Below are 25,802 nucleotides of genomic sequence, written 5' to 3' on the forward strand. Positions count from 1 at the left end.
CGATAAACCAGTAAACTTCCTTCAGAAACCTTAGCCGCTCAAAGCGGCACCAGCTCATCAGAACTGCTTGAGATCCGCTGGGTATTTTAGCCGTTCGACGTTTTGACACGGCCTGGACCCAAACCAGCCTTCCAATCTAAATTTTCGATCGGCTGATTAGTGGCGCAATTCTGACTGTCGTTAGGATAAGCGGGAACTATATGTCACTCTTTACGGGAAGATATAATGCTCGCAGCTCGATCTGTGCCGGTATATTGGGCAGATACATCAGGATACATCAGGTTCACACTTTTATTTGCTACCTGTGTACGTCCTTTGCAGAAGTTTTGTTTTTTTCAGAAACGAGTACTTCGTCAAAAATGACGGTTTTTTAAGGTTGCCTTTAGTTGACCAGTGTATGGCCGCGCTGACGCATACATGTTTTGAATGATCGTTTAAAGTCCTCGTTGGCCTCATAACCTTTCCACAATCCAGCGGGAATGGCCAAAATAGCACCACCCGCGGCACCTGTTGCAGCACTACCCGCTATAGCGCCAACAGCTGCGCCACCAGCTGCACCAGTAACAGCACCGACACCTGCGCCCATGCCGACTTCTTTCGTGATATCCGATGCTTGGTCTGCCAGCGCCTTACACTCTACCATGTCGCGCTGAACGGATTCTGGATGTTGGTCCATGCGGGGATCGACAATCGGGCGCCAGCCACTCATAGATGCACACCCAGTGGCCAATGCAGAAAGCACCAACACTGTTGATAAATTACTTCTTTTCATAGTTAGCTCCTTATTATTAAATCAATCTTACCGGGTAAAGATTAATTCAACATGAACAGCATATTAAAACTAGATTAAATTGCCAGTGGTTCCGCAATTTGGCGAATGAAGTGATTCAGAAGGTTGGTTGGCTCTGCACCCCGTTATCTGACAGCTAAAATGACAAGCCATAATGCCCTCTTCTTCAGCACTATGGAAACCGTCTTGGAACGACAGCTTTACGTAGTAGACAGATCATCAATTTACATCAACGATAGTCAGTTGTTGGCCGAGACTGTGTCAAAACGTAAAGTCTTCAACTTTGGTGGAAATAATCAATCGATTATTTCCTGAGTTTCGCTCAGAAGTGGGAGCTGTAATTATGAGTTTACCATGTTTTGATGGGCAAGTGGAGTAAATATAACCGTCGGGAATTTTGTTTGTGCGTTTTGACACACCCTCGGCCGCAAGCGGATAATTTAGAGCTTCAGATATCTAACAGAGAGCTGAATCAGAAATCTATTACTTCGAGTTAAATTCAGATTTAACCCGGCGGCCAGATCATTTGCCGGCCGCCCAGCAGATGCAAGTGCAGGTGATAAACATCCTGTCCGCCTTTTCTGTTGCAGTTAAACACGGTTCTGTAACCGGCTTCAGATATGTTCTCCTGTTCAGCCAGCTTTGCCGCCGTCTGTAATATATTGCCTGCCAACAAGGTATCGTCCAGGTCATTCAAGGTGGCAATGTGACGTTTGGGGATAATCAGGATATGCACCGGAGCTTGGGGATTAATATCCCTGAAAGCCAAAACATTTTCATCTTCAAAAACCACGTCCGGCTTGATGATACCGGTAACCATCTTACAAAATAAACAATCAGTCATAGCTTTCAACCTCTTTTGAATGGGCGATCGATCGGTCGCCTTTGACGGAATACTACATTTCTACGCGGCCATTAAAAGCATGAGACAAGGTGCTGCTGTCGGTAAACTCCAGCTCGCCGCCCATCGGTACGCCGTGGGCGATTCTACTGGCCGATACGTCGTGTTTCCTGGCCAGCTCGCCGATAAAATAGGCCGTTGCTTCGCCTTCAACGGTGGAATTGGTTGCCAGTATCAGTTCTTTGATATGGCCTGTTGCCAATTGTTGCTCAAGCTGATCCAGGCCGAGCTCGTCGGGTCCGATGCCGTCCAATGGCGATAATCGCCCGTGCAATACAAAATAGCGGCCTTTGAACCCCGTTGCCTGATCGACGATCCAGACATCGGACGGGCTTTCTACGATACAGATGATGGTATCGTCTCTTGACTTATCGGCGCAGATTTCGCACAGCTCGCCTTCGGTCAAAGTGCGGCATTGCCTGCAATGGCCCATCTTCTCAAGCGCCTGTAGCAGCGTTTGAGCCAGTATTCTTGCACCGTTGCGGTCGCGCTGGAGCAGATGGAACGCCATGCGCTGGGCGGTTTTAGGGCCAACGCCGGGCAGGCAGCATAAATTCTGGATCAACTGCCCTAATAAGCCTTTTCTGTGCATATTAAAAAGGCAGCTGGAATCCGGGGGGTATAGGCAGGCCAGCTGTTACATCCGCCATTTTTTCTTTTTTCATTTTTGCGACCTTGTTGACTGCATCGTTAATGGCTGCCGCGACCAAGTCTTCGAGCATATCCTTATCTTCGCCTATCAGCGACGGATCTATGGTTACTTTTCTGGCTTCACGTTTGCCGGTCATCAGGATGGTCACTAAACCACCGCCTGACTCGCCCATGACCTGCATGGAGTTTAGCTCTTCCTGAGCTTTCTTTAAGTCTTCCTGCATTTTTTGGGCTTGTTGCATGATGTTGCCAAGTGCGTTTTTCATTTGCTTGTCTCCATTCTCGTTTGATGGGATCTCTTTAGATAGGTTCTATGGTACCGGGCATGACCCTGGCACCCAAGTGTTCTTTTAAAGTCTGAACGTTTTCGTCTGAATTAATTGCGTCGACCGCCGCCTGTTGCTTGTCTTCGCGTTGTTTGGTCAATTGCACGGCGGGGGTGTCAATCGTGGTTTTTTCGGTGGTAATCACCAGTTTCAACGGCGCTTTGCGATAAGCCTGTAACGCCTTTTGTAAATTTTCTTCGGTACGAGCGCTGCGCAGTTGTTTATGCCCGGGATCCAATATCAAGGTGCAAACCGTATCGTTGATATTTTCCAAAATGCAATTATGAGCCAACTCTCGGGTTAAACCGCTGATCTTCATGGCGGCAACCATTTCCATCCAATTGGTATCTTGGTTTTGCGCAACAGTTTCCGAAGGACTGTTTTCAACAACGACAGCAGATTGTTGCGTTGCCGCCGGCTCATAAGCAGGTTGTGCCTGCGTTTTAACATTGGGTTGGCGAATCTGAGCCGGTTTAACCGGCGCAGATACTGTACCGGCCGGCCTGAAGGTCAGCATGCGCAACATGACCATTTCAAAACCGCTGCGCGGATCGGGCGCCAAGTCCAGATCCCGTTGTCCTACCAAGCCTATCTGGTAATAAAGCTGGACATCTTCGGGGGTATATTTGGCTGCCAATGCAGCAATCATTTCCGCGTCGAAATCATGATCGATAGCTCCGGGTATTTGTTGCAGCAAGGCGATGCGATGCAGGACTTGCAAAATTTGTTGCAACACATCGCTAAAGTCCGGCGTTAAGTTGGCGATCTCGTTTATTTTGTCGAGTATCGCGACTGCATCGCCCTCGGCCAGAGCCGTTAAAATATTCTCAACCGGTTGCTGCGCTACTGTGCCTAGCATCATGTTGACATCCTCAGTGCCAACCTTGCCGTTGCCGTACACGATAGCCTGATCCAGCAGGCTTAAGCCATCGCGCATACTGCCATCGGCAGCGCGTGATAATAATTTTAACGCGCCTGATTCAGCCTCGATACTTTCTTGCTGGAGTATGAATTCCATTTGGGTAAAAATCTGGCCGGGCAGCAATCGCTTGAGATTAAACTGCAAACAGCGGGACAATACGGTAACAGGGATTTTATGAGGATCGGTGGTGGCCAGCAAGAATTTCACGTGCGGAGGTGGCTCTTCCAGTGTTTTCAGCAAGGCATTGAAGCTGTGCCCGGACAGCATGTGTACTTCGTCGATCAGGTAGACTTTATAGCGGCCTTGATTGGGCGCGTATTGCGCATTGTCGAGTAAGTCGCGGGTATCTTCAACCTTGGTGCGCGATGCCGCGTCGACTTCGATTAAATCCAGAAAACGTCCTTCGTCCAGATCGCAGCATACGCTGCACACGCCGCAAGGATTAAAATCCTGAAGATTTTCGCAATTGATGGCTTTGGCTAAAATCCGGGCTATCGTGGTTTTGCCTACGCCGCGCGTGCCGGTAAATAAATAGGCGTGATGAAGCCGGTCATGTTGCAAAGCGTTCATTAACGATTTGACGACATGCTCTTGTCCGACGACTTCTGTGAAATTATGGGGACGCCATTTTCTGGCGAGAACCTGATAACTCATGGCAGGCTCATTAAGGTAAGTATGAGTTGGGCGGCGATCATGCCAGCCACATCCCGGCACACGAATCTGCTGCTACCGTTGCTCCCTTCCGGACCTGGCGGGGTTTACAGCGTATCGTTGCGAGAGGACCGACACGATCACCATTAAACATTAGCCGTACTGGCTAAAGGACGGCTATTATCGTTGAATCGGTTTAATAATACAAGCCGGGATGGCATAAGTTTTGAAAAAAGCTGAAGCGGAACATGTTAGCATGAATTATAAATACTCACTTTTTCATAACCATCCATACCGGTTGATCCTGACTGCCTAATCCTCCCAGGTACACGCGTCGTTTAAATTTTCCGTCCACGTAAATCGGGTCGGTTTCAACTTCGGCAAATACAGGAAGAGGCGAGCCGATAGTTAGCCCGCTTTCCTTCAGATTGAGCTTAGCCTCAAATTGACGATGCTGCTGCAAGGTGGATGCGCCTTTTGCCATTCGATAAATGCACCAATCGGATATAGGGTATTTTTTCCAACGCTCATTGTCATTGTTTGGCGGATCACCTTGCCATAACACTTGGGTCTGCCTAATTCCACCCACCGTTTCGAATTCACTGCGATCAACATGAATACGTTCATTTCTAATCGCAGGATCTATGTCGACATGAATGTAAAACCGGAATTGGTCAAAACCGTTCGGTGTTGTATCGCCCGGCACGTCGGCGGCCAAGTAGAGCCAATCATTGTCGGCCTGCAAATACAGAACAGTACCGGTTTCTTCCGGCACTAAAGGTATACGGGCAGCCTGCTGCCACTCCTGAACTTGAATGGTGCCGTCGATGGTTATGGTTTGGTCTGTTATAACCGGAATCTTCATAGCCTTTGTACTAGCGGGCAAGGTAAGATTTTTAGCGATTTTTGACCGAACATATTTGATGTGGTGCTCTTCTATAAAATCCTGGTACCCATGCGGTATACCGGGTTTATTTGCCCAGGCAACATAGTCAGAATTAGTCAGTTTCCGCCGGTACAGTGTTATCAAATCGGTTTCAATATTATCCGGCGCTATCGGTTGATAAGGTGTTTCTTGCTCTATCGGCTGACTGGGTTCCTGTTCCACCGGCCGGTAGTGTGTATTATGGATGGGTTCCGGCGCTTTGGCCGTGATTGCGGTTTCCGGCGTCTGATTCACTGTTGTCGAGATGTCCGAAATCACGCCAGTCGCAATTTGTAATAATGCGTTAAATTTTTCCTGCCATTCATATATTTGCCTATCGGTAATTTTAGCTATCTCTACTCCTCCGATAATCAAAAATACGATAACCGCGGCATATATACCGCCATCTATAGGTTGGCGCTCGTTAAATGCAAGGGGATTAGCGGCTTTTAGTTGCGCCGTAACGGCTTCAACAGTATCTTTAGCCGTCATCAAATCACAATTGGCAGACTCTCTGTAACGCTTGATGGCTCCGATTTTATTGCCGGAATAAATCAGATTGGTGATTTCATATTGAACATCCGATGGAACGTCTTTTAATAGTTTATTCATGAAAGTAACCCGCTCGAAACAATTGCAATACGATTAAGCCGGATGCGCTCAATCCAGTTTTTTACCAACGGTGCTGGGACTTTTATTATTTGTAATAAAAGTTTGAGTGAATAGCTTCGCCGGCGCTTAATATGTTAAATTCTTGCCGTCCGGATTCTATTTTTTTACATCGCGCATTCCACCTTCGCCAATCCGTTCGCTTTGTCTGATTGAATCCGGCCCCGGCCAAATGATCACCGCCGTCCTGAGCCGGTTTTTGCCAAAAGTGGACATCCGGCCGAAATCTTCAAAAGCAATGGGAATAAACTGGCAATCGAGTTCACTCTGACGTATTTCTTCGGGATCCGGATCATGCACATACAGGCAGTCATCATCGAAGCCGCTCATGACCACCCAGTGCGGAACTTTTTTTCTATCCATCTGAAAAGTGCTAATCAGGATCAATGGTATCGCTCCGGCTTTGAAAGCACTGATCAGATCGCCCTGGCTGATATTGGCATAATGAATTTTGATGTCTTGTTGCTGGGCCTCGAGCTTGAAACAGTTATCGGCTAATTCGATGACCCGCTTTTTTTCTTCACTGCGAACGCCGTCTACAAATAGAGCCCCGGCCTGGTTAACCCAAACCTCAACCTCAAATTGCCGCCGCTTTGCCGCCAGCGCCAAACCTATCGGATGGCAACCGCCGGGCCCCGAAGTCATAAAAATAGTGGTCGCTTCGCGCCACAGGCTGAGCTCTTCTTGCTGCGAAGGTTGATAAGCCCTGTTTAAACCATGCATGGCCATCATCAACGATGCGGGGCCGCAGGTAAACGGCGTGGTTTGTCTTAGCCAATGCACCGACCGGTGTTGAAAATTACCGTGATAGCGGCGGATAAGTTTTTGGTACCGTAACGCATCTTTGTGGTCTTCATAGTAATCGCGGTATATGCCGAATTTCTGGTAGCCCAGCCATTCATAAAGCTTGATCGCCGAAGTATTATCGACGCTGACTTCAAGGCGAAGGTACAACCTGCCGGCATCACTGGCGGCCTGTTCGCCCGCCGCCATCAGTAATTTAGCGATGCCTTTGCCTCTGTGCTGAGGCGCAACGCCCAACGAATAAACTCTGGCCAGCCGGGTGCCGGGATGGTAAATAATAAGGATATAACCAACGACTGCCAGGGATGGCGCAAGTGTCGCAACCGGTAGGGAACCGGTGCGACCGATCTCATTTATCTGTTCTGCAACCAGCAAAGCGCGATGCTCGGCGGTTATCCAGTGTTTGAAACTGCGTCGGCTTAATTGATCGGTGTCAAAACAGCTCTCTTCAAGCGCCACCAATTGATTAAGATCGGCTAACAAGGCAGGACGAATTACAATACTCAAGACGATACTCCCGATAAGCCTTGCGCAATCACTTGGCGGGCGCGGAACATCACCATTTCCTGCCATGCCCGGTCATTGGGACAAAAATGACGGCGCATGACTTTGCTGTGTTCCAGGCGGGCTTGCTCATTATCGGCCCCGGCCCATAATTGATGATCGCGCAGCAAAATTTCAAACAACTGATCGGTGCTGAAAGTGCCGAACTCCAGAGTGACGTAACAGCTACGGTCATTCATGATCGCATGCCATGCATAATCCAGCAGGCCGTTTTTGGGAACCGAGCTGGATGTACCCAGAAAAGGCAACGCAACCGAATCGCCATACCATCGGCGTGCTGCATGTGTTCCCGCGCTGTCCGGCTGATGGTCGCAAATGATTTCGCCATAGCCGAAAGAACCCAGTCCGGTATGCAAATCGATGACCGCCAAGTCTTTTTCTTTCAGCGCATATCTATGCATCAAATCCTCACAGACTATCCTTCCATGCGCCGGTGCTTTTCCGCCGTAAAACGGCCCGAACGGATCGCTGTATTGTCCGGCGCTGATGGCTTTTTCCAGTGCCACGCGGCCATGCTGTCGTTCAAACTCGGCAAGAGCAACTTTTCGTTGAGCGGCATTTTCCAGGTAAAACGCATCTTTGAGCAGGTCATAGTCTTGATTCTCAGGCAACGGCCCGGAAAAATCGACGCTATTGCGGTTAAGATCAACACCGTCCGCATCGCAACGACGCTGCCAGGCATAACCCCACGGCGTTAAAGCATGAACCATCAACACCGCGGTATCGGCCGGAATAATCACCAAACCTTCGGCGATCAAAGCCAGTTGATCAATCTGCACGGCGCTCCCGGCAAAGCCCTCAACACCATGCGTTCCGCCAAGCAAAACCAATACTTTCGACGCGTCTTCCGGGCCGATCCAAACCGTATCGGTAGCCAGCTCTTCGCCTTCGGGCCCGGAGCCGTTACACGGGTACAGCAGGTATTGCGTAGGACAAGAAAGCTTAGCTAATTGTGCAAGCCAGTGTTGTCGGCCAGTAGCATAGCTGTCGGGAAAAACGGCGGTATCGATAGCGGCAAGAGGAAGACGATGGTGCATGATAGTTACCTGATCCCCGAGGGGCACTGGAAAGTTTTTTAGCATAGCCGTGCTAAGCAGATCATACATTTTGAACTGTTTAATTGAAAAATAATATCCCTCAGTTAAACTATAAAGCAATGTTTGCGGAGTCTACTCGACTGTTTACTCACGGTAAATACCGGTTTGGCATCGACCATTTCCACAACGGCGTAGACATTGAAGCACAATTGTTGAAAAAAATTTCCCATAATCTTGTTTTGTCATGCTCGACCAAAATCGGTCACCGAAACGTATCGATTAGGCTGTATAAATTTGATTTCTTGCTAGCTCGGTTGTGCCGTTGCCAATGGTTCTGATGATTTGCTCCTTTTTGATTAATGCTTGATTCAATTTTTAATTTCTCGCAACGTAACATTAAGTTTTAATTAAAAGTTAAAAACTCCTTGTGCAAACAACCTGCTGGTTACAGAATTAAGTCCTATTTAACTTACAGAGGTTTTTATGGCACGTACTCTTCTGGTTGTTGATGATCTCTCCGACTGGAATCCTTATTACCCTAGCGATCAAGTTATTACTTTTGAAACTTATCTTGCGACCGCGCAGAACGAATCTCAACAGCGCGTCCGCATCATCAATCTTTGCAGCAGTTACCGTTATCTGTCTGACGGTTATTATTGCTCGCTGCTGGCCGAGGCTAGAGGACACCACGTTATTCCTTCGGTTCGTGTACTAAACGACCTGAGCAAAAAAGCGCTCTACCGGCTCCAGCTTGATGACTTGTCGGAGACACTGGGGCGTGTATTCAAAACCGCCGACAAAGACAGAGAAATAACGCTGCTGAGCTATTTCGGCACTACGCCCGACCCGGCTTTTCAGGACGTTGCCCGATTACTGTTTGAACGTTTTTCCTGCCCCATTCTGGAAGTGACGTTGCGCTGTTACGCAAAGCAATGGGAAATCGTCGGCTTAAAAGCCGTATCTCACCGGCATCTGGATGATGCACAGCAGACTATTTTTGCCGATGCACTGGATAAATTCAGCACCAAGGTTTGGCGCAAAGGACGCGCCCGTAAAGCGGCGCGATTCGATCTTGCGATACTGATCAATCCCGAAGAACAATTGCCGCCGAGTAATCGCGGCGCACTGAAAAAATTCATCAAAATTGGCAGGCAATTGGGCATTGAAATAGAGCTGATAACCCAGCAACATTATGTGCGCTTGCCCGAGTTTGACGGCTTGTTTATACGCGAAACCACTAACATAGATCACCACACTTACCGCTTCGCCAAAAAGGCCGAGGCTGAGGGTTTAGTAGTTATCGACGATCCGACTTCGATGCTGCGCTGTACTAATAAAGTCTATCTTGCCGACCTGTTCCGCACCCATCGCGTGCCGACGCCGAAGACTTGGCTGCTGCACAAAGGCAATGCGGCCCATCTGGATAGAGTGGAAGCGGAAGCCGGATTTCCGGTAGTGATAAAAATCCCGGATGGCTCTTTTTCTCGCGGTATCGTTAAAGTCCATGACCGAAAAGAGCTGGAGCTCAAAGTCGAAGAGCTGTTCCAAAAATCCGCTCTGCTGCTGGCGCAGGAATTTCTTTATACCGATTTTGACTGGCGTATCGGGGTTTTTAATAACAAGGCGTTATATGCATGTCGCTATTATATGGTTAAAAATCACTGGCAAATTTACCGTCACGGCAGCAGCCGAATCGATACCGGCAGTTTTGCTACTTTGCCGACCTTTGAGGTTCCCAGAGCTGTGCTTGATGCCGCATTAAAAGCAACCCAGCCGATAGGCAACGGATTATACGGAGTGGATGTCAAGGAAAAAGACGGGAAAGGTTATGTCATCGAAGTCAATGACAACCCGAATATCGACAGCGGCGTTGAGGACAAGTATCTGGGCGATGAACTGTATCGGTTGGTTATGACTGAATTGCTGCGGCGCATGGAAAATCGCAGTAAAGGAGTATGATTTTTATAGTTTTGCGTTTTACTTAGAAACGCGGCTAATGATCAGCCGACACTTACTTGTTTTAGCCAAAAATCAAGATCGGGATTGCTTAATAGTCGCCCTGCGAATGAACAAGCCTGCACTAAATTATTTTCGGCGTTTGAGCTTAAACCGTCGCCCAACTCGAATTGCTCAGCTTTAATGCTCAGCAGAAAACACGGCGGCGGTGCTTGATTTTTTATCGATTGGTACACGTCCAAAACCGCCGCGGGACTCATCGCATGAGTCGTGTAACTTTTGTCCTTGGCGGGCTCCAGCAGCGCAAAATCAAACGCATTGGCACAAGCTACGGACGCGTCGACAAATAACACCAAGCGCCGATTTTCCAGATCCAACGCATGTTCGATTTGTAATTGAAAATCGGACAATATTTCAATCGCGTCCAAGCCGCAATAACTTTCTGCATATTCTAATAGCAACGGCCCCAGCGCATCATCACCGCGGCTGAGATTACCGTAGCCGAACAGTAAAACCGGTTTAGGCATTATCCCGCTCGATTTGACCGTCACTGTGCTTGATCAGCTTATCGATCAGTTTGCCTTCAGCGTCGACCAGCTCAAGTTGCAGAGGCATTTTGCCGACAGCATGGGTCGCGCAGGACAGACAAGGATCATAAGCGCGTATCGCCACTTCCAGGTTATTCAACAAGGGTTCGGTCAGTTCCCGTCCGGACAAATATTCCGCCGCGACTTGCCGTACCGATTCATTCATGCCCATGTTATTGCTGGTAGTCGAAACGATTAAGTTGGCCTTCGTGACAATGTTGTTTTCATCGACTTGATAGTGATGGAACAAGGTGCCACGCGGCGCTTCAATGACGCCGATGCCTTCATAGCGTTTTTCGCCTTGCGCGACCAAATCGTGGCCCATGATGTCCGGGTCATTGAGCAATTGTTTAATGCTTTCGGCGCAATGCAGGACTTCAATCAGACGCGTCCAGTGAAATGCCAAGGTGCTGTGTACCATCGCTTCGCCGCTGTGCGCCTTAAACTCGACGCGGGCTGCTTCCGCCAGCGGCGTATCGATATAGTCGCAGTTATTGACCCGCGCCAAAGGCCCGACCCGATACCAGCCTTGTTCCTGCCCCAGCGACAGCAGGTAAGGAAATTTCATGTAGGTCCATGAACGGACTTCTTCATGGATATAATCGTTATATTTACAATAATCGATGTGATCCATAATAGTTTCGCCGCGCTCATTCTTGGCGCGGATACCGCCATGATAAAGCTCCAATGCGCCGTCTGGCTTGGTCAAGCTCAGATAATTGCTGCGTATAGTTGCAAAATCATCGTAATAAGGCAGATTGGAGCAATGCACTTTTTTGATCAGTGCAACCGATCCCGCAGCCCAATCTATCATTTGATCTATATCTTCCAGCAAATAGTCGCGTTCGGCTTTGCTCAATGATTTATTCATGCCGCCGGCAATCGCCCCGGTGCCGTGAATACGTTTTCCGGACACCATGCGTATGACTTCCTGTCCGTATTTGCGCAGTTTTACGCCCTGTACTCCGATGTCGGGATAATTCACCAATACCGCAACAATCGAACGCTTGCTGATATCGCTTTCAAAACCGAACAACAAATCCGGGCTGGACAGATGAAAGAAATGCAAAGCATGGGATTGCATCACTTGCCCGAAATGCAGCAGGCGTCTTAACTTATCCGCTGAGACGGGCAAGTTTTCAGGATCGATGCCAACCAATTGGTCTATGGCTTTGGCGGCGGCCAAATGATGACTAACCGGGCAGATGCCGCATAAACGCTGCACCAAAACCGGCAGTTCCCAATATGGACGGCCTTGAATAAATCGCTCGAAGCCGCGAAATTCAACGATATGCAATCTGGCTTGCTGGACTTTGTTATTTTCGTCCAGTAGTAGAGTAACTTTGCCGTGACCTTCAACCCGCGAAACTGGATCAACGACAACGCGTTTTAAACTGTCCCGGTTTTCAGCTGTTTCTAAATGTTCGTACATGATTTTTCTCGTATTTGTAAATCGGATTAGCAACCCGACATTTTATCGATAGCGTTTGCCGGATTACTCTAAGGCAATCCGACCTACGAAGCTACGGAACTTAATCGTAATGAACCAACTCATAAGGCAATGAAGGTTCGCGTCCTTCAATCAAATCGGTCAGGAATTTCCAAAATACGTCTGCTGACGGCGGGCAGCCGGGTAGAAAATAATCTATTTTCACGACTTCATGAATCGGGTGCACCTGATTCAACAGCAAGGGCAATTCTATATCGCTGGGAATCTTTGGATTTTCCACACCAATACCCTCTATATATGACTCATTCAGGCATTCTTCGAGCGGAATATGATTGCGCAGAGCAGGCAGCCCGCCATTAATCGCACAAGCACCGACCGCAACCAAAATTTTGCAATTTTTACGAAACTCCCGCAATACGTGCACGTTTTCGGAATTACACACGCCGCCTTCGATCAAGCCTATATCGCAGTCGGTGCAGTGCTCTATGTCGGTAAGCGGTGAGCGGTCGAACTCAACGACTTCGGCCAATTGCAGCATTCTCTCGTCTATATCTAAAAACGACATATGACAGCCGAAGCAGCCTGCCAGCGATGTTGTTGCTACTCTAATCTTATTCGCCATGTTGAAGGTGCTCCGTTTCCAAACTCACTTGATCGATTTCTTTATGATCGTAAATACGCTGACCTATCGGTACCTGATAGCCGGTTCGTTTAACCAAAATCGCACCGGTAGGACAAATATGAGCAGCCCGATCCGTTGCATCCAGATCGGTATCTTTTAACAATCCGCTTTCAGCATTGGCGATTAAATGCTTGTCGATGCCGCGCCCGCTAATCGCAAACACGTTCTTACCGTCTTCTTGCTGACTGGCGCGAACGCACAATGTGCAAAGAATGCAGCGATTCTGGTCAAGCATCACGTCAGGATGGGAGGCGTCCACTTCCCGGTCCGGATAAAACAACGGAAAATGATTGTCGAGCATGTTCAAATGATAACCGACAGCTTGCAATTGGCAGTTGCCGGTTTTTTCGCAGCCTGGGCACAAATGATTGCCTTCCACAAACAGCATCTGGGTGATTTTTCTGCGGTCATTGATCAGCTCTTCGGTTTCACTTAGCACATCCTGACCGTCCATTGCCGGAAAGGTGCAAGCGGAACAGTTACGCCCATTCACTTTCACCGTGCATAGTTTGCAACTGCCATGTGGAGTGAACTCCGGCTGATGACATAAGTGCGGAATATAAATACCGGCAGCCATCGCGGCATCCATAATGGTCTGACCCTCTTCAAAAGGAATAACTTTGCCGTCAATGGTAATTGTCTTACTCATGTTCACTCTCCGTTTGAGCCAAGTGTGCACTGGCATCATGCCGATTTGCCATGCGCCGCGCTGTTTCCAGCGCACCATCCAAATCGAATCCCGGTTCAAAACTGATTTCTTTTAAGTGGCTTTCGTACAAGCCAAGATAGCGTTCCAATGTTGTTAATATCGGGTTCGCAGCCGTTTGACCGAGACCGCAGTGGCTGTAATTTTTAACCAGCTGGCACAGCTCTTCAAGCGCGACAATGTCGCCGGCCGAGCCGTGACCTTCGACAATCTTATCGATCTGTTTTTTCAGCAGTGAAGTGCCGACCCGGCATGGCGTACAAAATCCGCAGCTTTCATGAGCGAAAAAATGGGTGAAGTTATGAACTGCGTCGAGAATATTTCGGCTGGAGTTAAAAATAATAAATGATCCGCCGGTGGCTAAATCTTCAAACGCCAACTTACGGTCAAGCTCCTGATTGGAAATAAACGTTCCCGACGGCCCGCCGACCTGGACACCTTGCACATCGGCCGCGCCGCAATCGTTTAAAACAGTCCTGATAGTTACGCCGAAAGGATATTCATAGATACCGGGGCGGTCACAGTCGCCGCTGATGCTGAGTATCTTGGTGCCTTTCGATTTTTCGGTGCCGATATTTGCAAACCAGTCTCCACCATTGACCGCAATAGCCGCCGCAGCCAGAAACGTTTCTACATTGTTGACTACGGTAGGTTTGCCGAGATAGCCTTGGGTGACCGGATAAGGCGGACGATTGCGCGGAATACCGGCTTTGCCTTCCAGCGACTCAATCAGCGCGGACTCTTCGCCGCAGATATAAGCGCCTGCGCCCAGACAGATTTCAATATCAAAATCCAGGCCTGAGCCTAGAATATTGCTGCCCAACAACCCGTTCCGACGGCGTTGATCCAAAATGCCTTGCAGCTTATTGTTAAGATGCAGATACTCGCCGCGCAAATACAAAAAGCCCTGTTTGGCCCCGATAACCGCAGCACCCACTGTCATGCCTTCAAAGACCTGATCGGCATAAGAATTTAATAATACCCTGTCTTTAAACGTGCCGGGTTCGCCTTCATCGGCATTGCAAACAACATAGCGCTCAGTCTGCTGTTCTTCCGAGCAGAACTGCCATTTGATCGCCGTTTTAAATCCGGCGCCGCCCCTGCCCCGCAAACCCGAGTTATCGATTTCTTTCAGCGTCTCCTTGATGCCCCGTTTAAAAGCCGATCTAAGCGCCGCGCCTTGCTCAATCTGCCGATCCAGCAATAGGCCTGATTTGTAGATATTATCATCTACATGAAATAACTCGCTCGGCCATTCATTCAGGGGCTTTTGTTGATTAATCAGTTCTGCGATTTTATCGATTGCAGGCCGATCCAACCGGGTCAATGCATAGCCGTTAACCAAGCCTGCCGGACCCTGGTCGCACATACCGGTACATGAGGTATTATCCAGGCTGACTACGCCGTCTTTCCTGACCTCACCAGCTGCAACACCCAATTTATTTGCCAGATAATCGAACAGGATTTTCTTGCCCAGCATATGGTCGGTTATCGAATCGCTGATCAACAGCTCATATTGTCCTCTGGGGGTTAGATGGAAAAAACTGTAAAATTCAACAACGCTGATGATTTGCGTCCTGGGAATGCTTAGCAGCTCGGACAACTGCTCTATTGCTGCTTCCGGGATATAATGATAGTGGGCTTGAATCTGCCTTAGAATTTGCAACAAATGCGTTGGCTGATAATGATTGTTTTCTGCGATACCACGAATAAACTGCTTCACTTTATCTCCCTGGCTTTATCTCTCTGGATGTTTGGTGGACATGATACTGGCGAGTTATTACGTTTAAATTACATATTCCCTTACATAAACCAAACTATATCCCACAATCTTAAATAAACCAATAATCCGGCAAAAGACTTTTCAACGCAAATGGACAAACAACTATTTATGGTAAAAAAACCTACCCACTTTAAAGCCGCATTATCGTACCCAAACCGCACTATTGCTTATTTTTACAGCCAGATTGAGCAACAAAAACAGGTATTACGGTGCATTCATGGGGTATTGCCGCCGGCAATCGCTCAACATACACTGCATTGCGTTGTTAACGGTAAAAAGCTGCTGGTTTATACCGATACAGCTGCGTGGGCATCTCAACTGCGTTTTTATAAAAATGATATTCTTGCCGCTATTGCCCCGGTAACTCGGGAGTCGATCTCGGTTATGCAAATTAAAATAGGAGGAAAGACGTTACAAGCAACGCCTTCCGGCAGGAAGCCGAACATTCCTTCGGCAGAAAATATAGACTTCATCCGCAATCACTGTCTGACTGTTTCGGATGAACAATTGAAAGGGGCTTTACTTAAATTAAGCGCAACGCTGGCAAAACTGTCAAAACCTAAACCCCTGACTGATTAACCAGTCAGGGGCTGGCCGCTCGCTACAACTTTATGCAGCAGATCTGGGCGACTCGGCAGAGCGCATAAAGGAAATCGGGGCGTTTTCTTCTTCTTCAAAAGTAACCATTTCCCAAGCCTCTTTATCATTTAATAAAGCGCGAAGTAATTTATTGTTCAAGCCATGACCCGATTTGTAACCGGTAAACTCACCAATCAGGCTATGTCCCAACAGATATAAATCACCTATTGCGTCGAGAATTTTATGCTTAACAAATTCATCCGCATAACGCAGGCCGTCTTCATTGACGACTTTATCATCATCAACCACAATTGCGTTATCAAGGCTTCCACCCAAGGCCAAATTATTTTGCCGCAGCCGTTCAATATCTTTCATGAAACCAAAAGTTCTGGCTCGGCTGACTTCTTTGACAAACGTAGTCGATGAAAAATCCATTGTGGCGGTTTTGACATGGTCTTGAAAAGCCGGGTGCTCGAAATCAATCGTAAAAGTAACCTTGAACCCTTCAAATGGCTCAAAAGCAGCCCATTTATCGTCATCCTCGACCCTTATACTGCGCTTTATCCGAATATACTGCTTAGGGCTGTCCTGCTCCTCAACTCCCGCAGACTGGAGCAAAAATACAAAAGGCCCGGCACTGCCATCCATAATCGGAACCTCTGCCGCGCTGACATCGATAATTGCATTGTCTATGCCTAAGCCGGCAAAAGCCGAAAGCAAATGTTCTATGGTCGATATTTTTATATCGCCTGCAACCAGGGTTGTCGACAGCATAGTTTCGCCGACATTTTCCGGCGTTGCTTCAATGGTCACCGGATTTTCCAAATCGACTCTGCGGAATCTGATTCCGGTATTCGCATCAGCCGGGCGTAAAGTTAAATAAACTTTATCGCCCGTGTGTAGCCCTACACCTGTTGCCCTGATTGTGTTTTTTAAGGTTCGCTGTTTAATCATAAAATAAATAACGCTAAGTAAAGAGGGCAAAAACCGCAAATTTTATCACAATGGGACCCGAAGACTGAATCCTTTGTCTACCCTTCACTAGTCTGCTTGGCGTCTTAAAAAAGCCGGGATATCCAGATAATCTAAATCCATGTCTTTTTTAGGCTGAGCTCCAAAACGCTTTTCTCTGCCTTCGGTTTTGTTTTGTCGCATAACTGTCGGTTTATCCAGACCTTCATAATTAACTTCACCGGCCACATTTTGATTGGCATAACCGGCTGGCGCTTTAGGCGCAAGCTTAACGACCTTTGATGGCATGCCCATTCCTGTAGCAACAACAGTTACTTTAATATCATCACCCAATTCCGGATTAATTGACATGCCGATTTTAATAATTGCGTCTTCCGAAGCGAATTCGTGAACAATATTACCGACTTCATCGAACTCGGCAATGCCCATATCCGCTGCTGAAATATTAACCAAAATACCGCGCGCACCTTGTAAATTAATGTCCTCCAACAATGGACAAGCAATGGCTTTTTCCGCCGCTTCACGAGCCCGATATTCTCCTTTTGACGAGCCGGTACCCATAATCGCAGCACCCATACCGGACATTACTGTTCTGACATCCGCAAAGTCGACGTTAATCATGCCGGGATGAACGATAAGTTCGGTAATGCCTTGCACGGCATCCAATAACACATCGTTAGCCGCTCTAAACGCATTGACCAAAGATACATCGTTGCCCAATACCGGCAATAATTTTTGGTTTGGGATGATGATCAATGAATCAACATACCTTTCAAGCTCCGCAATACCTAGCTCTGCTGTTACCAATTTCTTTTTGCCTTCAAACGAAAAAGGCTTGGTCACTACTGCGACCGTCAGGATTCCCATGCCTCTGGCAATTTCAGCAATAACAGGGATCGCACCGGTACCGGTACCGCCGCCCATGCCTGCTGTCAGGAAAACCATATCGGCGCCCTGTAAAACCTCTCTGATACGCTCTTTGTTTTCGTCTGCCGCCATTCTTCCAATTTCAGGATTGGTGCCGGCACCCAGGCCTTTAGTCAATTCGACACCTAACTGGATAATCGTACCAACGTTTAATTTTCTAAGCGCCTGCGCATCGGTATTTGCGCAAATAAACTCAACCCCTTCGACAAGATTCCCAACCATGTGGCTGACTGCATTGCCGCCACCGCCGCCGACACCGATTACTTTAATGACCGCATGCTCGTTGCTCATATCCATTAATTCATATTTCATAACCATTACCTCTGCCCCTTAATTACTTAATAAACTATTAAAAATTACCTTGAAACCAATTTTTCATTCTTGAGAACACACTGGGACCTTCAGAGTCAATTCCCCTGCCAATACCCTGATGTTCTTTTCCATACATTAACAATCCGACCCCTGTGGAATGAATCGGATTTTTTACCACTTCAGTCAACCCCGTTACATTTTGCGGCCCACCCATGCGAACCGGCATATGGAAAATCTCTTCCGCCAAATCGATTAATCCCATAACTTTTGAACTGCCGCCTGTTAGCACTATCCCGGCGGCAATTAATTCTTCAAAACCGCTGCGTCTCAGCTCTGACTGAACCAGCAGCATTAATTCTTCATAGCGGGGCTCAATAATCTCCGCCAGATTTTGCGTTGAAATCTTGCGCGGCGCTCTATCGCCGATACTGGGCACCTCAATGACTTCATCAACATTCGCCAATTGCGTCAAAGCGCAGGCATATTTTCGTTTGATATCTTCGGCATTCAGTGTCGGCGTACGTAGCGCGACTGCAATATCATTGGTCACCTGATCACCGGCTATCGGGATTACTGCCGTGTGTTTTATCGCACCGTCTACAAAAATCGCAATATCCGTGGTGCCGCCGCCAATATCGATCAGACAAACACCCAACTCTTTTTCATCATCGGTGAGCACTGAATTACAGGATGCCAATTGCTCCAGCACAATATCATCGACTTCCAGTCCGCAGCGCCGGATGCACTTGACGATATTTTGCGAGGCGCTGACGCTGCCGGTAACCATGTGCACCTTGGCCTCCAAGCGAATACCCGACATCCCGATAGGCTCCTTAATGCCTTCCTGAAGATCGATCACGAACTCCTGGGGCAGAATATGCAAAATCTTTTGATCGGCAGGGATCGCCACCGCGCGCGCGGAATCGATTACCCTGTCTATATCGTACTGGGTCACTTCCTTGTCCTTAATAGCCACGATACCGTGAGAATTAAGGCTTCTGATATGGCTCCCCGCAATACCCGCATAAACCGACCTGATCTGGCATCCGGCCATTAATTCGGCCTCTTCAATAGCGCGCTGTATGGATTGCACGGTCGATTCCAGATTTACTACCACACCTTTTTTCAAGCCTCGCGACGGTGTTGATCCAATGCCTATGATCTCAATATTGCCATCACTGGAAAGTTCACCAACAATAGCAGCGACTTTTGACGTACCGATGTCCAGTCCAACTATTAAATTACGCTCTGCTTTTTTCGCCATTTTTGTTTACTCTGCATCAACTCTTAAGATTAACCATCTATTTCACGTTGGGGGGTTGGCAATTTCTTTCCGACCGCCAGGAATGGCGGAAGTGTCGCTATCGGAAAGGAACCGATGCGACCAGTCAATCTCTTCAGTTCCCGGTTTCCATGAAACCGCATATCCGTTGGGATACCTCAAATCGACTATTGCTATTTTCTCAACCTGTTCTTGCCCTAGAACTTCCAACGTTTTCAAAAACCGCTGTAATTTCTTTAACTGTTCATTTCGTCCCAACAGTATTTCCAATCCTGTTGTAAGTTTAATCTTCCATGCCCACCGATCATTAATTGTAAACTCCGCCATTTTCATAGACTGATCGGCTAAAGCGGTGTTTACGCCTTTCATTATTTCCAACGTTTTAAGCTGTTGCTGCTCCGGCCCTTGCAATATAGGCAAGTTCTTAAAAGCATCTATATTCTTCGGCGTAATGATCTCGCCGCGTGCGCTGACCAGTTGGTTCTGCCCCCACCGCACGTAGGGCTTCTTTTCTCGTATCTTTATATCTATCGCATCGGGCCAGACTCGTTTAACGGTAACCGTATCCACCCAAGTCAATTCCGAAACAGCCTGATGAATGGCCTGCATATCGGCATCGAAAAAACCGGTTATCACCAACGGTTGCAACGCTGCCTTTATCTCGTCCTTACTGAGATATTGAAAAACTCCTTCGGTACGCACATATTTAACCGGAAGGCTTTTAACGCCAACAACCGCCATCCAGGCCAGACCAGCCAGCAGCAATACGGTTATTGTGACTTTTCCAACAGCCATTAATCATTTCCGCAGCTGGTTTCCAGAATACGCCAAACCAATTCTTCAAAATCCATGCCCGCCTGTCTCGCCGCCATCGGCACCAGGCTGTGGTCGGTCATGCCGGGAACGGTATTGACCTCAATCAACTGATACTGCCCTGCATCGTCAATAAATACGTCCACCCTTCCCCAGCCTTTAACGCCAACAACTTTGCAAGCTGTTACCGCCAAGTCCCGGATAAACTGCTCCTGGTCCTGGCTCAGACCGCAAGGGCAATGATATTGCGTTGTTGTTGCCTGATATTTAGCTTCGTAATCGTAAAACGCATTTGGCGTTTCCAATCGAATAGCAGGTAACGCCTCGCCATCCAATACCGCAACGGTATATTCCTTACCGGTAACCCAAGCCTCCGCATAGACATCGCAACGGTATTTTGCCGCCACGGCCAAGGCTTTTTGCAATTCATCCCGATTAGTCGCCTTGCTCATGCCTATGCTTGAGCCTTCCTGCGCCGGTTTGACGATAACCGGGAAACCCAGCTTTTCTATACATTCATCAAGATCGGATTCATCTTTCAACAAGCACCATTTAGGCGTAACTAAACCGTAACCCTGCCAGCACAGCTTGGTTCGAAGTTTATCCATACTCAATGCCGATGCCATCACACCGCTGCCGGTATAGGGAATTCTCAATACTTCCAGAATCGCTTGCAATACGCCATCTTCGCCGCCGCGTCCGTGGATAATGTTAAATACCCGGTCGACCTTTTGCCCTGCCAACGCGTCTATCGGACTGCCTGTCACATCAACCGCAATCGCATCCACACCTTTATTTTTTAACGCTTCGTAAACGGCTGCCCCGCTTCTTAAAGAGACTTCTCTTTCCGCCGCCGAGCCACCCATCATTACCGCGACACGGCCGAATTGTTCTGGCTGATTTAGCGCCAATGATTTCATACTGCTTCACCTACCATACAAACCTCAGTCTGCAAGACTACCCCCTGCTGTTGTTTAACTTGTTCCTGCACATAATGAATCAGAGCTTCTATGTCCGCTGCCGTTGCATTGCCGGTATTGACGATAAAATTCGCATGTTTTTCCGATACACAAGCACCGCCGATCGCGTAGCCTTTTAATCCGGTTTGCTCAATCAATCTTGCCGCATAATCGCCTTCCGGGTTTTTAAATACCGAACCGCAACTAGGCTGATTAGTCGGCTGCGTCGCTCCCCGTTTTTCCAATAATCCTTTGATCTTATCTTGACTTGCTGCCGTGTCGCCTTGCTGCAATGTTAACAGGCAAGATATGAACCACTCGTTATCAAAACCCTTTACCGACCGATAACCGACTTTAAAATCCTGCGGTTTTCTATCTGTTACGTTACCCACTGTATCCAGCATTTCAACGCTTTTAACGATAGCCCAGGTTTCTCCGCCAAAGGCTCCGGCATTCATTTTTAAGGCTCCGCCCATGGTTCCGGGTATACCCGCCAGAAACTCCGCACCGATTAAGCCTCGCTCTCCGCAAAAACGCGCCACATGCGCGCAGGGAACGCCTGCTTCAACATAAACCGAACCATCGTCGGTTAAGTTCATCTCTTTTAACCGTCCTTTTGTGTTAATCACGGTACCGCGTATACCGCCATCCCTGATTAATAAATTACTGCCCAAGCCCATCCAGAACATCGGCTCGGATTCAGGCAGAGCCTTTATAAACTCGATCAAATCCTGCCGGTCTTGCGGAATGTACAGCCGATCCGCAGGTCCGCCAACGCGCCAACTAGTGTACTTCGCCAGTTTTTCCTGCTTGAGTAAACGGCCTTTCACAAATCATTTCCAGTTGAGGCCTTTTCCTGCAACGTCTCTGCCAACAACTGCGGCAACTGTGCGGCTATCTGCCCGACATTGCCCGCGCCCATGGTCAATACCACATCCTCGGGCTTTACAATGCTCGCCAGTATTTGCGGCAATTCTTCCCAATTTTCGACAAATACCGGATCAACCTGTCCGCGCACACGGATTGCCCGGCTTAATGCCCTGCCGTCCGCGCCGGGAATCGACGTTTCACCTGCCGAGTAAACATCCATCAGGATCAGCACGTCAACGGTCGACAGCACTTGCACGAAATCTTCAAATAAATCCCGGGTGCGGGTATACCGATGCGGCTGAAAAACGATCACTTTACGCCGGTCCGGCCAAGCCTGACGCAAGGCCTCAAGCGTCGCGGCAATCTCGCGCGGATGATGCCCATAGTCATCAACCAGTGTCAGTTTGCCCTCGCCCATCGGCAAGTCGCCGTTAATCTGGAACCGCCTGCCTACACCTTTAAACGCCCCCAAACTCCTAATGATGGCTGCATCATCGACCGCCAGTTTGGTTGCGACGCTAATAGCCGCAAGCGCATTGAGCATGTTATGCCAACCGGGCATATTCAAGGTGACTTGTAACGGCGGATAGTCGCCTCTTCGTATGACTTCAAAAGAGGTATGCATGCCTTCTTGTTTAATATTTACCGCGCGGACATCGGCATCTTCATGCACGCCGTAAGTCGTTACCGGCTTGGATATTTCCGGCAGGATCGCCCTGACGCCTTCATCATCCAGACACATCACCGCCAATCCGTAAAAAGGCAAATGATGCAGAAACTCCCTAAATGTATCTTTTAATCGCTGAAAACTGCCTTCATAGGTCGCCATATGATCCTGGTCGATATTGGTAACTATCGCCATCATCGGCTGCAAATATAAAAATGACGCGTCGCTTTCATCGGCTTCGGCAACCAAATAATGCCCCAAACCTAATTTGGCATTACTGCCCGCGCTGTTTAAGCGTCCGCCAATTACAAAGGTAGGATCAAGCCCGCCCTCTGCCAGAATGCTCGCGGTCAAACTGGTCGTTGTGGTTTTACCATGCGTTCCGGCAACGGCAATACCAAACCTGAAGCGCATCAATTCGGCCAGCATTTCCGCGCGCGGAATAACCGGTATTCTTTGGATATACGCTTCATCAATTTCTTCATTGCTGCGGTCGATCGCGCTGGAAGCTACCACTACATCGACCTTGGCTATATTTTCCCGCTTATGGCCGATATTGATGGCCACGCCCAAACCAGCCAGTCTTGCTGTTACTGCACTTTCTTTAATGTCCGAGCCCGAGACTTGATAACCGAGGTTCGACAACACCTCGGCAATGCCGCTCATGCCGGTTCCGCCTATGCCGACAAAATGTATCCGGTCGATGCTGCCTAATGCCTGGGCCTGCATCTGACTGTTAGGAAAGGTCATAATCCCGCCTCGGCCATGCAAACACCGGCAACGATTTCGGTCGCATCCAATCTTGCGTATTTTTTTGCAGTTTTACTCATTACATCCAATTGCTTAATCACTTTTGTTATATGTTCTACCAGCGTTGCCGCATTCAAATCTTTTTGCATCAATATCAGCCCTGCACCGGCATCGGTTAAATACCGGGCATTAGCTGTTTGATGATCGTCAATCGCGTTCGGCAATGGTATAAAAATAGCCGGAACTCCTGCCGCAGCCACTTCGCTGACGGTCATTGCACCGGATCGGCAAATTATCAGATCCGCCCATTGGTAAGCCGACACCATATCTTCAATAAAAGCACTCACTTCCGCTTTTACGCCTAATTCTTTATACCGGCTATCGACCTGCTCCCGCATTGCATTGCCGGTTTGGTGCTTTATTTCCACTGAATTTCCATTCGACAGGTCGGGACCCAAAGTTGCAAGTGCATCAGGCACAACCTCATTCAATACTTGGGCTCCTTGACTGCCGCCAACGACCAATATGTTAATCCCCCTCGATCCCCCTTTTTCAAAGGGGGAGGCTAATCCCCCCTTTGAAAAAGGGGGGCTAGGGGGGATTACAAACTGTTTCCTTAACGGGTTGCCGGTAAATTTGGCGTTAAACTTTTTATTAAAGCTGTCCGGAAATGCTTCCAACACCTGATTGGCCATGCGCGCCAGCAACCGGTTAGTGGTGCCCGGCACCCGGTTTTGCTCATGAATAATCAAGGGTATACCTAAGAGTTTTGCCATCAGTCCGCCTGGGCCTGCAACAAACCCGCCCATACCTAACACTACATCAGGCTTGCGTTTTCGCAGTATCTTTCTTGCTTGTATACAGGCTTTCACCAGCAGCAGCACGGCTGTTATTTTCGGCAACCATCCTTTGCCTCGTACGCCGGCAACCGATAGCCAGTCGATCTCTATACCCTGCTCCGGAATCACTCGACCTTCCAACCCTTTCTGCGTACCCAGCCAACTGACCTGCCAGCCTTTTTCAATCAGTTCTTGAGCTACCGCTAATGCAGGAAACACATGCCCGCCGGTTCCCCCAGCCATAATAACTATGCTTTTATCCATGCCGGTTTCTCTTTGGTATACCCGCATTTATTTCTGCAACTTCATTTTGCACCCTAAATAGCAATGCAACCGCACAGCACATGATCATCATGCTGCCGCCGCCATAACTCATCAACGGCAAGGTCAAACCTTTGGTCGGCAATATACCCATATTGACGCCCATATTGACGAATGCCTGAAAGCCGAACCAAATTCCCAAACCATAGGCAATAAATGCGGAAAACCGTTGACCTACTTTTTCTGCGGCCGCGGCTATTGCAAAAGTGCGCCATACCAACAGCGTAAATAATCCAATAACAGTCACGACTCCAACCAAACCCAGTTCTTCCGCCACCACTGAGAACAAAAAATCCGTATGGGCTTCGGGCAGATAAAATAATTTTTGTATGCCGCTACCCAAACCCACTCCCAACCATTCCCCGCGCCCGAACGAAATAAGCGCCTGGACCAATTGAAAACCGGTCTTCAACGGATCGGCCCAAGGATCCATAAAACTGGTGACCCTAACCAAACGGTAGGGCGAAAAATACACCAACAACATCGCCAGCACACCGATTATCAACAACAGCACTATGAACTGAGATAATCTCGCTCCGGCTAAAAACATGATGCCCATCGCTATCATTAAAATAACCACAGCTGAACCGAAATCCGGCTCCAACAACAATAACAAGCTGGCTACCGAAAACAGCCCTAAGGGTTTGAGCAATCCGAAAGCCGAATTCTGCACTGATTGCTGATGTCGATTGACATACCCGGCCATATAAATGACGGAAAAAAATTTGACCACTTCGGACACTTGTATTCTCACTCCGCCTAGCGACAACCAGCGCACACTGCCGTTAACCTTTACGCCGAGGCCGGGGATCAGCACTATGATTAATAACAGCAATCCCGCTATAAACAACCGAGGCCCATACTCTTCCCAAACCCGCATAGGCACCGATACGACGCCCCCGCCGAAAATCAACCCTAACCCGATATGCATCAGTTGCCTGACCGGATAATAAAAGCCGTCGCCGGTCAGTTTTATGCCTAGATGCAATGAGGCGGATGCGACCATTACATAGCCGATCAGTAATAAACTGATAGTCACCGAAAACAGCACCGGATCAAAATGAAATCGACTAACCCGTCTGTGCATTGGTTTCATTTATGCCTCTG

24 protein-coding genes and 1 other RNA gene are annotated in these 25,802 nt (G+C 48.3%); 2 read left to right on the forward strand and 23 right to left on the reverse strand.

Translation table 11 applies throughout. The features are described 5' to 3' along the window. Window positions 1-382: 382 nt before the first annotated feature. The 9 genes from EPO18_RS17485 to EPO18_RS17525 form a co-directional block, all read right to left on the reverse strand. On the reverse strand, window positions 383-772 hold the full coding sequence (locus EPO18_RS17485; protein WP_292435534.1) for a glycine zipper family protein: 390 nt from the start codon (window positions 770-772) through the stop codon (window positions 383-385). A 523-nt stretch (window positions 773-1,295) separates the two neighbouring features. Beyond that, on the reverse strand, window positions 1,296-1,634 hold the full coding sequence (locus EPO18_RS17490; protein WP_292435535.1) for a histidine triad nucleotide-binding protein: 339 nt from the start codon (window positions 1,632-1,634) through the stop codon (window positions 1,296-1,298). 52 nt (window positions 1,635-1,686) lie between these two features. Next, window positions 1,687-2,283: a recombination mediator RecR gene (gene recR / locus EPO18_RS17495; protein ID WP_292435537.1), complete on the reverse strand. Its 597-nt coding sequence runs from the start codon at window positions 2,281-2,283 to the stop codon at window positions 1,687-1,689. A 1-nt stretch (window position 2,284) separates the two neighbouring features. Further along, the gene (locus tag EPO18_RS17500; RefSeq protein WP_292435538.1) at window positions 2,285-2,608 is read right to left on the reverse strand and encodes a YbaB/EbfC family nucleoid-associated protein; all 324 of its coding nucleotides are present in this window, start codon (window positions 2,606-2,608) and stop codon (window positions 2,285-2,287) included. Between the two features lie 34 nt (window positions 2,609-2,642). After that, complete coding sequence (dnaX, locus tag EPO18_RS17505) at window positions 2,643-4,244, reverse strand: DNA polymerase III subunit gamma/tau (RefSeq protein ID WP_292435539.1); 1,602 nt, start codon at window positions 4,242-4,244, stop codon at window positions 2,643-2,645. Window positions 4,245-4,281: 37 nt separating this feature from the next. After that, window positions 4,282-4,378, reverse strand: an RNA gene (gene ffs, locus EPO18_RS17510) — signal recognition particle sRNA small type. Window positions 4,379-4,512: 134 nt separating this feature from the next. Beyond that, window positions 4,513-5,778 carry a hypothetical protein gene (locus tag EPO18_RS17515; protein WP_292435540.1) on the reverse strand — a complete coding sequence of 422 codons (1,266 nt, stop codon included), beginning with the start codon at window positions 5,776-5,778 and terminating at the stop codon, window positions 4,513-4,515. 156 nt (window positions 5,779-5,934) lie between these two features. Further along, entirely contained in the window at window positions 5,935-7,146 is a 1,212-nt protein-coding gene (locus EPO18_RS17520) for a GNAT family N-acetyltransferase/peptidase C39 family protein (protein ID WP_292435541.1), read from the reverse strand. Further along, window positions 7,143-8,240 carry a DUF2817 domain-containing protein gene (locus EPO18_RS17525; protein WP_292435542.1) on the reverse strand — a complete coding sequence of 366 codons (1,098 nt, stop codon included), beginning with the start codon at window positions 8,238-8,240 and terminating at the stop codon, window positions 7,143-7,145. The genes EPO18_RS17520 and EPO18_RS17525 overlap by 4 nt, the downstream gene beginning before the upstream one ends. A 483-nt stretch (window positions 8,241-8,723) precedes the next feature. On the opposite strand from EPO18_RS17525, the gene EPO18_RS17530 reads away from it, so the two are divergent. Further along, window positions 8,724-10,199, forward strand: a complete 1,476-nt coding sequence (locus EPO18_RS17530; protein WP_292435544.1) for a RimK family protein — start codon at window positions 8,724-8,726, stop codon at window positions 10,197-10,199. Between the two features lie 41 nt (window positions 10,200-10,240). On the opposite strand, the gene EPO18_RS17535 is transcribed toward EPO18_RS17530, so the two are convergent. The 5 genes from EPO18_RS17535 to EPO18_RS17555 all read right to left on the reverse strand — a co-directional run bounded on the left by EPO18_RS17535 (window position 10,241) and on the right by EPO18_RS17555 (window position 15,344). Next, the gene (locus EPO18_RS17535; RefSeq protein ID WP_292435546.1) at window positions 10,241-10,723 is read right to left on the reverse strand and encodes a hydrogenase maturation protease; all 483 of its coding nucleotides are present in this window, start codon (window positions 10,721-10,723) and stop codon (window positions 10,241-10,243) included. Beyond that, window positions 10,716-12,215 carry a Ni/Fe hydrogenase subunit alpha gene (locus EPO18_RS17540; protein ID WP_292435548.1) on the reverse strand — a complete coding sequence of 500 codons (1,500 nt, stop codon included), beginning with the start codon at window positions 12,213-12,215 and terminating at the stop codon, window positions 10,716-10,718. Before EPO18_RS17540 ends, EPO18_RS17535 begins: the two co-directional genes overlap by 8 nt. Window positions 12,216-12,315: 100 nt before the next feature. Next, window positions 12,316-12,855, reverse strand: a complete 540-nt coding sequence (locus EPO18_RS17545) for an NADH-quinone oxidoreductase subunit B family protein (protein ID WP_292435550.1) — start codon at window positions 12,853-12,855, stop codon at window positions 12,316-12,318. Beyond that, complete coding sequence (locus EPO18_RS17550; protein WP_292435553.1) at window positions 12,845-13,564, reverse strand: 2Fe-2S iron-sulfur cluster-binding protein; 720 nt, start codon at window positions 13,562-13,564, stop codon at window positions 12,845-12,847. The genes EPO18_RS17545 and EPO18_RS17550 overlap by 11 nt, the downstream gene beginning before the upstream one ends. Further along, window positions 13,557-15,344 carry an NAD(P)H-dependent oxidoreductase subunit E gene (locus tag EPO18_RS17555; protein WP_292435554.1) on the reverse strand — a complete coding sequence of 596 codons (1,788 nt, stop codon included), beginning with the start codon at window positions 15,342-15,344 and terminating at the stop codon, window positions 13,557-13,559. Before EPO18_RS17555 ends, EPO18_RS17550 begins: the two co-directional genes overlap by 8 nt. Window positions 15,345-15,512: 168 nt before the next feature. On the opposite strand from EPO18_RS17555, the gene EPO18_RS17560 reads away from it, so the two are divergent. Continuing rightward, window positions 15,513-15,983, forward strand: coding sequence for a DciA family protein (locus tag EPO18_RS17560; protein ID WP_292435556.1), 471 nt, complete (start codon window positions 15,513-15,515; stop codon window positions 15,981-15,983). A gap of 30 nt (window positions 15,984-16,013) precedes the next feature. Here the strand turns inward: EPO18_RS17560 and lpxC are convergent, their stop codons facing one another. From lpxC to ftsW, 9 genes are all read right to left on the reverse strand, one after another. Next, entirely contained in the window at window positions 16,014-16,937 is a 924-nt protein-coding gene (gene lpxC, locus EPO18_RS17565) for a UDP-3-O-acyl-N-acetylglucosamine deacetylase (RefSeq protein WP_292435558.1), read from the reverse strand. An 87-nt stretch (window positions 16,938-17,024) separates the two neighbouring features. Next, a complete protein-coding gene (ftsZ, locus tag EPO18_RS17570; RefSeq protein WP_292435560.1) occupies window positions 17,025-18,194 on the reverse strand; it encodes a cell division protein FtsZ in 1,170 nt (389 codons plus the stop codon). Between the two features lie 37 nt (window positions 18,195-18,231). Further along, entirely contained in the window at window positions 18,232-19,458 is a 1,227-nt protein-coding gene (ftsA, locus tag EPO18_RS17575) for a cell division protein FtsA (RefSeq protein ID WP_292435562.1), read from the reverse strand. Window positions 19,459-19,500: 42 nt separating this feature from the next. Then, window positions 19,501-20,271, reverse strand: coding sequence for a cell division protein FtsQ/DivIB (locus tag EPO18_RS17580; protein WP_292435564.1), 771 nt, complete (start codon window positions 20,269-20,271; stop codon window positions 19,501-19,503). After that, window positions 20,271-21,209: a D-alanine--D-alanine ligase gene (locus EPO18_RS17585; RefSeq protein WP_292435566.1), complete on the reverse strand. Its 939-nt coding sequence runs from the start codon at window positions 21,207-21,209 to the stop codon at window positions 20,271-20,273. Before EPO18_RS17585 ends, EPO18_RS17580 begins: the two co-directional genes overlap by 1 nt. Beyond that, complete coding sequence (gene murB, locus EPO18_RS17590; protein ID WP_292435567.1) at window positions 21,206-22,078, reverse strand: UDP-N-acetylmuramate dehydrogenase; 873 nt, start codon at window positions 22,076-22,078, stop codon at window positions 21,206-21,208. Before murB ends, EPO18_RS17585 begins: the two co-directional genes overlap by 4 nt. Then, window positions 22,075-23,535 (reverse strand): UDP-N-acetylmuramate--L-alanine ligase, encoded by a 1,461-nt coding sequence (gene murC / locus EPO18_RS17595; RefSeq protein WP_292435569.1) that lies wholly within the window; start codon window positions 23,533-23,535, stop codon window positions 22,075-22,077. The genes murB and murC overlap by 4 nt, the downstream gene beginning before the upstream one ends. After that, window positions 23,532-24,638, reverse strand: a complete 1,107-nt coding sequence (gene murG, locus EPO18_RS17600) for an undecaprenyldiphospho-muramoylpentapeptide beta-N-acetylglucosaminyltransferase (RefSeq protein WP_292435572.1) — start codon at window positions 24,636-24,638, stop codon at window positions 23,532-23,534. Before murG ends, murC begins: the two co-directional genes overlap by 4 nt. Continuing rightward, window positions 24,631-25,791: a putative lipid II flippase FtsW gene (gene ftsW, locus EPO18_RS17605; RefSeq protein WP_292435574.1), complete on the reverse strand. Its 1,161-nt coding sequence runs from the start codon at window positions 25,789-25,791 to the stop codon at window positions 24,631-24,633. Before ftsW ends, murG begins: the two co-directional genes overlap by 8 nt. Window positions 25,792-25,802 lie beyond the last annotated feature (11 nt).

Source organism: Methylobacter sp., assembly GCF_004322395.1.
Lineage (GTDB): Bacteria > Pseudomonadota > Gammaproteobacteria > Methylococcales > Methylomonadaceae > Methylobacter_A.